Genomic DNA, 12,904 nt, shown 5'->3' with positions numbered 1-12,904 from the left:
GGCCGTCTGAAAAGTTTTCAGACGGCCTTTTATCATATGCCAATTTAAAATCTATATTTACAAAAAATGTTTTGGTAATACCCAAATAACACTCATCTATTATTTGCCCGTACATACTTGCTCAAGACCATTTTTCCATTATGCATTGCCAACCCACTCAAAAATCTGATAATAATGCAGACAACATCTAAGCCGTGCATATATCATGAAACACAAAATAGCCTTTAAGCCCATAGTTCTCAGTATTGCGCTTTCTATCCTTCTGATTACAACAGTTGTATTTTTTGCTCGTCATCACAATTCTATCCTAAGTATTAATACCGATTTCCTACAACAAAAAATTACCGAACCCAAAGGACCATCACCGAAAATCGTACAATCTGCGCGCAACCAAATCGGCAAAACCCTTCGTTACGACCCAGCTTACACGAAGCTCACTTATCCGATGGGAGATGTGCCGATATCAAAAGGCGTTTGCACAGACGTCATTATCCGTGCCTTGCGCGACCAAAATATAGATTTGCAAGATCTTGTTCATCAAGACATGAGCCGCAACTTTTCCGTCTATCCGAAACGCTGGGGTTTGAAACAACCTGATACCAATATTGACCACCGCCGCGTACCTAACCTAATGACTTATTTCACGCGTCAAGGCTGGGCAGTTCAAGATACAAACTATCAAGCTGGCGATATTGTAACTTGGGAACTGAAAGGCAACCGTCCCCATATCGGTATCGTCTCCGATCGAAAAATCGGAGACAGGCCCCTGATTATCCATAATATCGGTTCAGGAACCCGTGAAGACGATGTCCTCTACCGCTACACCATTACCGGACATTTCAGACTTCCCGTTCAATAAATCCTGGTGCTAAGCTCTAAATACTAGTTTTGCATCTGAAAAGCCATAGAGCAATAAAAAAGGCCGTCTGAAACAGTTTCAGACGGCCTTTTACTTATCTAACCCTCTTTATTTAACCACAACCGCCACATTTACCGCAGCCGCTGCTGCAGTCGCGTTTTTTCGGTTTGAACACGAATTTTCGCAAGAGGAAGAATACGCAGGCGAGCATAATCAAGCCGACGATAATATATTGAGTCATGATGATAGTATCCTTGAAGAAATTTGGTAAACCACGAATGCGGCAAAATAAGCCATCAGGAACAAATAGCCTGTAATCATAAGCATATTTTTCGTGGATTTGGTTTCGCGTCTAATCACGGTCAAAGTCGCGGCACACATCGGAGCATACACATACCAAGCCAAGAAGGCAAAGGCGGTCGGCAAGCCCCAGTTGTTGTGTATGATGGGAATTAATGCGTTTTGTACGGCATCTTCAGACGACGCGCTGACGGCATAAACGGTACCCAATGCGGCAACGACCACTTCGCGCGCGGCAATACCCGGAATCATGGCGATACACATTTCCCAAGTAAAACCCAAAGGTGCAAAAAACGGCTGAATAGCATGACCAAGCGTACCTGCCAAGCTGTAATCGATGGCGGCACCGGTTGCGCCTTCAGGCGGTTGCGGCCAGCTTACCAAGCCCCACAGAACCACGGCCAACGCAAAAATGATGGTACCCGCGCGTTTCAGGAAGGCTTTTACCCTATCCCACAAGCTGGTCATGATGTGTTTGAAGTTAGGCGTACGGAAAGTCGGCAATTCCATTAAAAGTGGGAATTGTTGCACATTGCCTTTCATCCGCGCCAAGCGTTTCATGATATACGCTGCCAATGCAGCCGACAGAATGCCTACGATATAAAGAATAAACAATGTCAGGCCTTGCAGGTTGAAAATCCCACCCACTGTACGGTCAGGAATAACAGCGGCGATAATCAGCGCATACACTGGCAAACGTGCGGAACAAGTCAGCAACGGCGCAACCGCGATGGTAACAAGGCGTTCGCGCGGGTCGTTAATGGTACGCGCCGACATCACGGCAGGAACGGCACAGGCAAAGCTGGACAAAAGGGGAATAAACGAACGGCCGGACAAACCGCTTTTCGCCATGACGTTATCCAGCAGGAAGGCTGCACGCGGCAGATAGCCTGAGTCTTCCAATAGCAGGATAAAGGCAAACAAAATCGTAATCTGCGGCAGGAACACCAACACGCTGCCCAAACCGGCAATGACGCCGTTGACGAGCAAGTCGCTGAGGATGCCCGGCTCCATGTTGGCGCCTATCCATTCGCCCAGCGCGGTAAAACCGCCTTCGATGGCGTCCATAATCGGCGCCGCCCATGTGTAAACCGCTTGGAACACCATAAACAGGATGACCAGCAGCATAATCATGCCCCAGACGGGGTGCAGCACGATGTCGTCGAGTTTTTTGTGCCATGCGGGCAGCGTCATCTGGGTGCGTACCACTTGTGCCAAAATCGATTCGACTTCTTGATAAAGTTTGTCGCTATCCAGCGCATCGAGCGTGCGTTCGGCAGAGGCGGGGTTTGCGGGGAAAGAGCGTTTGCGCGGCAGCTTCGCCACGGCTTCGCGTACAGCCTGTACACCCGACGCGCTCACTGCAACTGTTTCCAAAACAGGTGCATCCAACAACTCGCTCAGTTTGGCCGCGTCGATATTCAAGCCCCTTTTGCGGGCCACGTCGCTCAAATTCAGCGACACCACCATAGGCAGTCCCAGCGTTTTCAGTTCCAAAATCATGCGCAGGGTCATACGCAGGTTGGTCGCGTCGGCAACGGCAATAATGGCATCGGGCGGAATGCCCATCTTGCCTACCATTACATCTTTCGCCACCGCTTCGTCGGGGCTGGTCGTGCGTAGGCTGTATGTGCCCGGCAGGTCGATAATGCGGACGGCCTCGTCGTCGAGGAAGGCGCCCTCGCGCTTATCGACAGTTACGCCCGGATAATTGGCAACCTTGGCATGTGAGCCGGTCAAACCGTTGAACAAAACGGTTTTGCCGCAGTTTGGCGCGCCAATCAAGGCAAAATAGCTTAGTTCCATCATTTTTCCTTATTCTTTCAGACGGCCTTAAACGGCCTCAACGATACGACACATAATCTTCCCGGCCTCTTCCGAACGCAGGGAAAATTGAGATTGGTTACCCAAACGTACCGCAAACGGGCCTCTCCCAAAACCACCCACTGCAATCACTTGCAACGGCATTCCGCTGGAAAAACCCAAATCTGCAAGGCGACGGGTTACCAAGGTATCCAAATCACCAAAAACAGGATTGGAAACGATGGAATCAATATGTACGACTGCGCCTTTTTTAAGGCGCGACAAAGGAATGGTAGACATAAACCTCTCTTTTCATTTGCTTTAAAATCAGATTATTGAAAAAACGTGAGAAGTGTGGCGAATGTGCGGCACATTTGAAAGATTGGTTATGAATGGCTATTTGCCCCTTCTTTCGATAAGTGCGGTTTGTTTTAAGTATTGTTATTTTTTTGCTAATGATAAAACTTATTAATACAAAAATCAACTGTAGGCAGGAGAATTAAAAAAGCAGAAATCCTTTGATTGTTTGGGTTTCAGCCTTTATATACACTCGATAAACTAAAGGCCGTCTGAAAAGTTTCAGACGGCCTTCAAAATAAAAAACCGAATAGAATCGGTTTTTTATTCCTATTCAGGAAAAAACGCTCAATTACAGAGCATCTTTTAATGCTTTACCGGCACGGAATTTAGGCGTTTTAGCAGCAGCAATAGTCAAAGGCTCGCCAGTTTTAGGATTGCGGCCTTGACGTTCGGCACGTTCGCCGACGTAGAAAGTACCGAAACCGACCAGAGTAACAGTGTCGCCGTTTTTCAGTGCGTTGGTTACGGCATTAGTAGTAGCATCCAAAGCTTTTTGCGCAGCAGATTTGGAAATGCCGGCTTCTTGAGCAATTGCTTCGATCAATTCAGACTTGTTCACAATTAGTCCCTTCCTATCGTATAAAGATGATGAAATGCCCGAATACTCGGGGCTTGAGCGCTTTCAAAGCACATACGCACTTTATAGCAATTCTGAAATTATCATGTCAAGTAAAAAATGTGGAATTGCCCTATTTTTGGGGCATTCAGGGCAAAACCACATTTTTTGCAACATCAGACGGCCAACTTAATGCTTGGTTGCTTTTGTTCTTGACTTCGTCTTAGAAGTTTGCGGAGTTTCGTCAACCGCCAATTCAGCCGCCCATTGCTCAGGCTGAGCTTCCAAACCCAAAGCCAACACTTCATCAATCCATTTGACCGGATGAATGGTCAGACCGGTTTTGACATTTTCAGGGATTTCTTCCAAATCTTTGACGTTGTCTTTTGGAATCAATACATGCTTGATCCCGCCACGCAAAGCAGCCAGCAGTTTTTCCTTCAAACCGCCAATCGGCAAGACTTCGCCACGCAAAGTGATTTCGCCGGTCATCGCCACGTCTGCACGCACCGGAATTTTGGTAAAGGCAGAAACCATCGCCAAAGTCATGGCGATACCTGCACTCGGACCGTCTTTCGGCGTCGCACCTTCAGGTACATGGACGTGAATGTCTTTCTTCTCGTAAAAATCAGGAGCCAGACCCACTGATTCAGCACGTGAACGGACAACCGACCATGCGGCCGATACCGATTCTTTCATGACATCGCCCAGTTGGCCGGTACATTGAATCGTACCTTTGCCCGGCAAGGCAACCGCCTCAACGGTCAACAACTCGCCACCGACTTCGGTCCAAGCCAGACCGGTTACCTGACCGATGCGATTTTCGCTTTCGGCCACACCATAGTCGAAACGGCGCACGCCCAGATAGTCATGCAGATTTTTCTCAGTAACTTTAATCGCTTTAGGCTTGGCCTTGCTTACTGTTTTGGATTTGGACGCTTTTTTCTTGTCCTCATTCAAAGTAACCTGCATCACTACTTTGCGGCAGATTTTGGCAATTTCGCGATCCAACGAGCGGACACCGGCCTCGCGGGTGTAGTAACGGATAATATCGCGCACCGCACTTTCATCAACCACCAACTCGCCTTCTTTCACACCATTGCGCTTCATTTGTTTCGGCACAAGGTATTGCATGGCGATATTGATTTTTTCGTCTTCCGTATAACCGGACAGACGGATGATTTCCATACGGTCAAGCAGCGGAGTCGGGATATTCAAGCTGTTTGAAGTGGCAATAAACATCACATCGCTCAAATCATAATCAACTTCGGCATAATGGTCGGCGAACTTGTTATTTTGCTCAGGATCCAGCACCTCAAGCAAAGCACTGGCCGGATCGCCACGGAAATCGCTGCCCATCTTGTCGATTTCATCAAGCAGAAACAATGGGTTTTTCACACCCGCTTTCGCCATGTTTTGCAGGATTTTGCCCGGCATAGAGCCAATATAGGTACGACGGTGGCCACGGATTTCGCTTTCATCACGCACGCCGCCCAAGGCCATACGCACATATTGGCGGCCTGTGGCTTTGGCAATCGATTCACCCAAGGAAGTTTTACCCACCCCCGGAGGACCAACCAGACACAAAATCGGGCCTTTGAGCTTGTCCATACGTTTTTGAACAGCCAAATATTCCAAAATGCGCTCTTTGACTTTTTCCAAACCATAATGGTCGGCATTCAAAATCAAATCAGCCTTGGCAATATCTTTGCTGACACGGGATTTTTTCTTCCACGGCAGTTCAAGCAAAGTATCGATATAGTTGCGCACGACGGTAGATTCCGCAGACATCGGCGGCATCATTTTCAGTTTTTTCAATTCAGACAGACATTTTTCTTCAGCCTCTTTGCTCATGCCTGCTTCTTTGATTTTGTTTTCCAGCGCATCCAGCTCGTCGCGCTCGTCTTCTTCGCCCAACTCTTTCTGAATCGCTTTCACTTGCTCATTCAAGTAATACTCACGTTGGGATTTTTCCATTTGACGTTTTACACGGCCACGGATGCGTTTCTCGACCTGCATGATGTCGAGTTCGGCTTCCAACTGCGCCAGCAGAAATTCCAAACGGTCAACAATGCCGGCAGTCTCCAGCACATATTGACGCTGCTCCAATTTCAGCTGTAAATGCGCGGCAATAGTATCGGCAAGACGGCTGTTGTCATCGATACTGCTGATGGTACTGATGACTTCGGCAGGGATTTTTTTGTTCAACTTCGCATATTGCTCAAATTGAGTCAGCAGAGTCCGGCGCAAAGCCTCAATTTCAGGATTATCCTTGTCACTATTCTCATCAATCGCCTCAACATGGGATAAAAACAGTCCGCCTGTTTCGTCAACCGTCAATGCGCGCGCACGACGGATACCTTCTACCAATACTTTAACGGTACCGTCAGGCAGCTTCAAAACCTGCAAAACTTGGGCAACCGTACCAGTTTGGTGCAAGTCTTCAGCTTTAGGGTCTTCTGTATTAGGGTCAAGCTGGGCCAACAGGAAAACCGGATCATCATTGGCCATTGCCGCCTCAAGGGCCGCAATCGATTTAGGACGACCGACGAACAGCGGCAATACCATATGCGGATACACCACGACATCGCGTAAAGGCAAGGTAGCCAGCGCACTGTATTCCTCGAAATATTTGTCTTTTGTCGGCATAGTTAATAATCTCAATCATTGTTAAATCAGAATGTAGCTCAAAATTGGGCTGAAGCGCTCCATTTCAAGACTTGAAAACAGCTTATCAGCACCTATTTTCGAAAACATCATTTTTAATAGCCCAATATGGACGTTTACGATAAAATATATCGGATTTCGGGCCGTCTGAAAACTTTTCAGACGGCCCTGGCAAACCAAACAAGGTAGTAAACCATGACAGACTCAACCGAAAAAAAATCATTAATTGAATTCCCTTGCACCTTTCCTGTAAAAGTCATGGGCGCAGTTCATCCGGAATTTGAATCCGCCATCTTGGAAACCGTGCGCAAACATGCTCCCGATACCGAGCCGCACCACATTACTACGCGCCCAAGCAGCAAAGGCAACTACACCAGCGCAACCGTCAAAGTAAATGTCGACAACCAAGAGCAGCTCGACAATATCTACCGCGACCTGACTTCACACGAATTGGTAAAAGTGGTGTTGTAATGAAAATCGTGCACAAAGGCTTGGTCGATTACCTGCCGACTTTCGAAGCCATGAAGGCATTTAATGCCTCGCGTGACGAAAACACCGAAGACGAATTATGGGTGGTCGAACATCCGCCCGTATTTACCCAGGGCTTGGCCGGAAAACCTGAACACCTCCTCATCCGCGACGATATTCCCGTTGTCCAAATTGACAGAGGAGGTCAAATTACCTATCACGGCCCCGGTCAATTGGTCGTCTATACGATGATCAATTTCAAACGCCGTAAAACCAGCGTCCGCCATATCGTTTCCGCACTTGAAAACAGCATTATCGCCACCTTGGCAGAATACGGCATCGAAGCAGCAGCCGATCCCAAACGCCCCGGCGTTTATGTCGGAGAGCGTAAAATCGCTTCTCTGGGCCTGCGTATCAAAGACGGCTCCGTTTACCACGGTTTGGCGCTTAATGTGAACATGGATTTAAGTCCGTTTACCCATATCAACCCCTGCGGTTATGCAGGTATGGAAATGACCCAAATTGCCGACTATGTCTCTCCGGTACCCAGTTTGGCAGAAGTTTCAGACAAACTGACCAAGCATTTACAAAAAGAGCTGACATAAGGCCGTCTGAAAATATTCGACCCCAACGCCATCTTTTAACTGCCCCTCTGAACTTACAAGCCCTTAGGTCATGAATACTACGATAAGCTTTTCAGACGGCCTTTATAACGACAGAAAGAACACATCACCATGAGTGAAGAAGTAAAAAACGACCCCAAACGCGGCATCAAACTGAAAGGCGCAGACAAAACTGCACGCATTCCGATTAAAGTGGTTCCATTGGAACAAAAATTGAAAAAGCCCGAATGGATCCGCGCCAAATTACCGGGCAAGAAATTCTTTGAAATCAAAAATATTCTTCGCGAACAAAAAATGCATACCGTGTGCGAAGAAGCATCTTGTCCAAATATCAGCGAATGCTTTACCAAGGGTACGGCCACATTCATGATTATGGGCGATATTTGTACCCGCCGCTGCCCGTTCTGCGACGTTGGCCATGGCCGCCCCAACATGTTGGATCCTGACGAGCCTAAACACTTGGCCGAATCCGTCAAGTCCATGAACCTGCGCTATGTCGTGATTACTTCCGTCGACCGTGACGACCTGCGTGATGGCGGTGCCCAACACTTCGCTGACTGCATCAAAGCCATCCGCGAAACCAGCCCGAATACCAAAATCGAAATCCTTGTTCCCGATTTCCGCGGCCGTCTGGACATCGCACTGGAAATCTTGGCAGAAACGCCACCCGACGTGATGAACCACAACTTGGAAACCCATCCAAGCCTGTATAAAAAAGCCCGCCCGGGTGCCAACTACCAACACTCCCTCGAACTTCTGCGCCGCTACAAAGAAATGATGCCTCATATCCCGACCAAGTCCGGCATCATGGTCGGCTTGGGCGAAACAGACGAGGACGTGCGCGAAATCATGCGCGATATGCGTGCCAACAATATCGAGATGATTACCATCGGCCAATATCTGCAACCTTCAGACGGCCACCTGCCCGTCTTGCGCTATGTAACGCCCGACCAATTCAAAGTTTTTGAAAAAGAAGCATACGAATTAGGCTTTACCAATGCCGCGATCGGCGCAATGGTTCGCTCCAGCTACCACGCAGACGAACAAGCAGCCGAAGCTTTGCGTGAAACCCACGGCGGTTGTGAATTCTGACGCTATTTGAGACTGAACTACGCTATTTGCGACTTTATAACGCTAAGTTCGACTGGGCAAATATGGATCAACAACCAGTTATTGAAATTGCCGAATTCCCACATGATAATAAATTGTGGCGAATTGATGGGTTAGGGAAGATTTTTTCCCAATTGAAAAATAACAATAACCTGTTTATTGAAGTCTATTTACGCCCAGTTAACTTTCACGATAATTCTGTATATAACTTTGCTAGATTTGATAGCTCTGGTAGAGAAATTCCAGAATATAATCAATTGAAAAAGATTCCTGTTAATATAGGTTTGCTTCCTATTTTAAGAGTGGGATCTCTTTGGATAAAAGGAAAACTTCAAAACAATAATGCAGTTACAGATATAGCCACTCTTAAAAATATTGAAATAAATGCAAATACAGTAGAAATAATTAATAGCAATTACAAAATAAAATATTTAGATTCAAGCGGAAGAGAACAAGAGTGCAAACTATTGTTGCAGAAAAATTTTGCAACAGATGCAAAAGTACCTTTTTCTTGCTTCAAAATTCAAAATGAGAATTACAAAAATGGAATAATTATTCCAGTAATAGAAATTATCCGTTTTTATTATGCCTGTTCAACTAGACTAGCTCATTTAACATTTTCTAATCCAGAAGAAATTACAAAAATTTCATATGCGATAGATAATGAAACAGATAAGGTAGTCATTAAATTACCACAACAATATACAGATCAAGAGGCCTTTATTTTAGCAAGAATATTGACTTCAGATATTGCATTGTCTGGATTCTTTCAGATTAAAAACTCCCTAATAAAAATAGGAGTTAACGAACAACCAACTACATTATTATCTACCAATTTCCCATTTATTAATTCAACCAATTTAATGGTTCGCGGTATTAAAATTGTTGATAGATTCTTAGTTACGGAGATTTGTTCTTGTTCGGCTCCTTTTCCCGATATTTCTGTTGATAGGAGTAATGACAATCGAAAGGGAGATAAAAAAACAGATATACCTGATGATAAAAAGAAAGAGTATCGAAGAGAGGGACGAACTCCCAGTCTCAAGGGAAATTCTATTATTCAAAATCAATATGAATCAGTCAATTGCGTATCAACATTACAATTTAACTTAAACATAAATTGCTTTTCAGATTTAATCGGTAAAAAGATTGAAAAACCCAAAAAGCCCTTTAATGAATACAAAGCACAGAAACTTGCCATAAATGAAAAAATTAATGTAACTAGCTTAGGAGTGGATTTAGGTACATGGAGCCAAACTACAATTGCACCTGCGTCCATTAGCACTTTTAATACCCAATCTGAAAAACAAAATAGGGCTGCCTTAGCTGCGACTTTTGATAATTCCGTACGGGCTATCGAACATTTGAATGAAGAATATTCAGATATTAAGGCAACTATCTATATGTCTAGCTCTCCAGCTTGTGAGTTTGTTCCATTAACTGACTCAGCCCATAAAGCCCAATGGTCGTATCTTGTTTCCAAAACCAAAACAAGGCGTAAGGTATTATTAGGAAAAATTGAGTACAAAGATAAAACATTTTGGTTGATTGAAATTCAAGCTCGAAAAAGTGAACATTTTGTTACGGCGATTATTTATTTTCAGGCAATTGACGAGACAAAGTATCTGACTCAATTATTATATGTCTTAGCAAAACAGCGAGGAATTTGGGATAAAGTTCCAAAAAACTCCAGTTTACAAATTAATACTCTAAAGCATACACATAAAGATATCAAAAACTACGCTCAAAAAATACACAAAAAAATATTAAATTTTATTTTAAAATAAATTAGTCAGTAATTTATAAATTACCAACTCTCTTGTTGATAAGGCTGAGGGTATCGTAACTACTATATAGGGGTAATTATTACCATCTGCATTACCATCTGCTAACATAAATGTTAAGTAAATTCTAAAGACACAAAAGAAAAGGGTTCTTTTGATATTTCAAGGTTATGGTTTTTAATCTAAGACATAATATTAACAATTTCTATTTTTAGGTATTCAAAATGAAAAATCGAGATACTCCGCATAAAAAATTTATTAACCCTACAGGATATAGTCTATTTGCAGAAGAAGAACAATATGATTTTGAATTAATGATTGAAAATCAGATAAAAGAACATGAAAAAGAAATTGATTACTATGTAACTGATTACCCAATAGAAACACTAGTTGCTAAATTAGATCGGCAAGAATTGTTTATTCCAGGCTACCAGAGAAAAAACATTTGGGAAAAACATCGTAAAAGTAGGTTCATTGAGTCTGTTTTAATTGGCCTACCCATCCCATTTTTATTTTTTTGGCAGGATCCTTCAACTGGAAATATGGAAGTGGTAGATGGTGCACAACGACTAACAGCATTGTCTGAATTTATTCATGGTAATTTAAAATTATCCGATTTGGAAAAGCTTATTTATCTTAACGGCCAAACTTATCACCAACTCCTAGAAAGTCGTCAAAAGATTTTCAAAAATAAACCTATCCGAGGCGTAGTACTTAGTAATAAAACAGACAAAGAAGCTCGACTTGACTTATTTGAACGTCTTAATACAGGTAGCAAAAATGCTACACCTGCAGAAATTCGTCGAGGTCTGCTTCAAGGAGCATTTTACGATATGGTTGAGACTTTATCTGAAGATAAAACATTTAATGAATTAGCAAAAATTAGCAAGAATATGCAGGATATGGGGGAGCGAGAAGAATTCATTACTCGCTTTTTTGCCTATGGTGAGTATTTACACCATTATTCTGCTAATGTTCGTAAATTTATCTTTGATTATACAGAAATCATGAATGAAGAATTTGCTAAAAATCCTAACATGCGTGCGACTTACGAACAAAAATTCCATGAAATTATGGCTTTTTTCAAAGAAAAATATCCAATTGGTTTTAAAAGAGATGGAAAGGGTCAGTCTTCTCGTACTCGTTTCGAAGGCATGGCTGTTTCAGCTTATCTCGCTGAAAAGGAAAATCCAGGCATTTTAGCTCAAGTTACCCCAAAGGAGTGCGTTGATATTTTTGACAGTAAAGAATTCATTGAAGTAACTGGTAGTGATGGTGCAAATGCCACTAAAAAGCTACATGCTAGATTATTTTTTGCTAAAAATGCCTTTAAACGGAATCATCCATGAACTCAGTAAAATCTATGATGGAAAGTCGTGAAGAGGAAATAAACCTATATATGGATCTGCTAAAGTATATCCATGATAGTACTCAACATGGTTTACCAGCTTTACAAAATAGAAATGGTGTTGAATATCAATTGGAAAATACTCATCTCCATATCCTTACCGCTAGTATCTATATGTTACTATATAACTACATTGAGGCTGTTGTTACCCAAAGCCTAAATACTTTAATTTGCTATATTCAAAATGAAAGGATGCCTATTACCCAATTTTCAGAACCCATCCAAAAAGAATGGCTAATAGGAGGGTTAAACCTTAATGATGCAAAAGCTAGTGTAGAAACACGATTAGGTAATGGACTCAAAATGCTTAAACATTTCGGTGATACACAAAAAATAGATATTAAGATTTCTAAAGGAGGAGGAGGAAATTTTAATGATGACGAAATATTTAAGCTTGCAAAGAAACTTCAAGTTAATATGTGTATCGATGACGAAACTCACCGCCAATTACGGCAAGCAGGAAATATTACCTATGAAAGTACGCGCAAATTTCAAGATACTTGTATGAAAGAAATAACCCGTGAACGAAATAAACTTGCTCATGGAGAAATCACCTTTCAAGAATGTGGTAGAAACCGAACAATATCTGATTTAATGGCAATAAAAGCCACTACTTTCCGCTATATGCATTTATTTACTGATGCATTTACTGAATATCTAATGCAGAAGAAATATCTCAAACCAACAGTTTAAAACTATTTCCGATTGCCTCACCTAGCAATACAGGAACAGCATTACCAATCATTCGACTAATTTGGCGAATTGGAGTATCAGTTTCTTGAGTGAACTGGTAATCTAGAGGAAAACTTTGGAATAAGGCTGCCTCCCTTAAAGAAATTGCACGGTCTTGTTCCGGATGCCCAAAGCGTCCATTGCCGAAGCCAATACATAAAGTTGTCATTGTTGGGGCGGGCTTGTCCCATTCCATACGACCATAAATTCGTTTATAAGACTGTCCTTTTTTTT

13 protein-coding genes are annotated in these 12,904 nt (G+C 43.2%); 7 read left to right on the top strand and 6 right to left on the bottom strand.

Annotated features, from left to right (window positions below; all coding sequences use genetic code 11):
* Positions 1-205 precede the first annotated feature (205 nt).
* The gene (locus tag HMPREF3022_RS08705) at positions 206-859 is read left to right on the top strand and encodes a DUF1287 domain-containing protein (RefSeq protein WP_049333815.1); all 654 of its coding nucleotides are present in this window, start codon (positions 206-208) and stop codon (positions 857-859) included.
* 112 nt (positions 860-971) lie between these two features.
* Here the strand turns inward: HMPREF3022_RS08705 and HMPREF3022_RS11395 are convergent, their stop codons facing one another.
* The 5 genes from HMPREF3022_RS11395 to lon form a co-directional block, all read right to left on the bottom strand.
* On the bottom strand, positions 972-1,100 hold the full coding sequence (locus HMPREF3022_RS11395; RefSeq protein WP_003683546.1) for a FeoB-associated Cys-rich membrane protein: 129 nt from the start codon (positions 1,098-1,100) through the stop codon (positions 972-974).
* Positions 1,097-2,965: a ferrous iron transporter B gene (locus HMPREF3022_RS08700; RefSeq protein WP_070608305.1), complete on the bottom strand. Its 1,869-nt coding sequence runs from the start codon at positions 2,963-2,965 to the stop codon at positions 1,097-1,099. The genes HMPREF3022_RS11395 and HMPREF3022_RS08700 overlap by 4 nt, the downstream gene beginning before the upstream one ends.
* Positions 2,966-2,992: 27 nt before the next feature.
* Entirely contained in the window at positions 2,993-3,262 is a 270-nt protein-coding gene (locus tag HMPREF3022_RS08695; protein WP_063075699.1) for a FeoA family protein, read from the bottom strand.
* A 349-nt stretch (positions 3,263-3,611) separates the two neighbouring features.
* Entirely contained in the window at positions 3,612-3,881 is a 270-nt protein-coding gene (locus HMPREF3022_RS08690) for an HU family DNA-binding protein (protein ID WP_003683413.1), read from the bottom strand.
* 186 nt (positions 3,882-4,067) lie between these two features.
* Complete coding sequence (lon, locus tag HMPREF3022_RS08685) at positions 4,068-6,527, bottom strand: endopeptidase La (protein ID WP_070765488.1); 2,460 nt, start codon at positions 6,525-6,527, stop codon at positions 4,068-4,070.
* A gap of 213 nt (positions 6,528-6,740) precedes the next feature.
* Between lon and HMPREF3022_RS08680 the strand changes: the two genes are divergently transcribed.
* From HMPREF3022_RS08680 to HMPREF3022_RS08655, 6 genes are all read left to right on the top strand, one after another.
* Positions 6,741-7,016 carry an HP0495 family protein gene (locus HMPREF3022_RS08680; protein ID WP_049328369.1) on the top strand — a complete coding sequence of 92 codons (276 nt, stop codon included), beginning with the start codon at positions 6,741-6,743 and terminating at the stop codon, positions 7,014-7,016.
* Complete coding sequence (gene lipB, locus HMPREF3022_RS08675) at positions 7,016-7,618, top strand: lipoyl(octanoyl) transferase LipB (RefSeq protein ID WP_049333809.1); 603 nt, start codon at positions 7,016-7,018, stop codon at positions 7,616-7,618. Before HMPREF3022_RS08680 ends, lipB begins: the two co-directional genes overlap by 1 nt.
* A gap of 129 nt (positions 7,619-7,747) precedes the next feature.
* Positions 7,748-8,728 carry a lipoyl synthase gene (lipA, locus tag HMPREF3022_RS08670; protein ID WP_070765487.1) on the top strand — a complete coding sequence of 327 codons (981 nt, stop codon included), beginning with the start codon at positions 7,748-7,750 and terminating at the stop codon, positions 8,726-8,728.
* A 62-nt stretch (positions 8,729-8,790) separates the two neighbouring features.
* Entirely contained in the window at positions 8,791-10,533 is a 1,743-nt protein-coding gene (locus tag HMPREF3022_RS08665; RefSeq protein ID WP_070765486.1) for a hypothetical protein, read from the top strand.
* 221 nt (positions 10,534-10,754) lie between these two features.
* Entirely contained in the window at positions 10,755-11,879 is a 1,125-nt protein-coding gene (locus HMPREF3022_RS08660) for a GmrSD restriction endonuclease domain-containing protein (protein ID WP_083315837.1), read from the top strand.
* The gene (locus tag HMPREF3022_RS08655; protein ID WP_070765485.1) at positions 11,876-12,631 is read left to right on the top strand and encodes an MAE_28990/MAE_18760 family HEPN-like nuclease; all 756 of its coding nucleotides are present in this window, start codon (positions 11,876-11,878) and stop codon (positions 12,629-12,631) included. The genes HMPREF3022_RS08660 and HMPREF3022_RS08655 overlap by 4 nt, the downstream gene beginning before the upstream one ends.
* Here the strand turns inward: HMPREF3022_RS08655 and HMPREF3022_RS08650 are convergent.
* On the bottom strand, positions 12,615-12,904 hold a 290-nt coding region (locus tag HMPREF3022_RS08650), incomplete at its 5' end, for a DNA cytosine methyltransferase (RefSeq protein WP_141756517.1). The two genes, HMPREF3022_RS08655 and HMPREF3022_RS08650, sit on opposite strands and share 17 nt — an antisense overlap.

This window comes from Neisseria sp. HMSC065C04 (genome assembly GCF_001815375.1).
GTDB classification, from domain to species: domain Bacteria; phylum Pseudomonadota; class Gammaproteobacteria; order Burkholderiales; family Neisseriaceae; genus Neisseria; species Neisseria flavescens_D.
The sequence above is the reverse complement of the archived record's forward strand: the minus strand, read 5'-3'. Positions and strand labels throughout refer to the sequence as shown.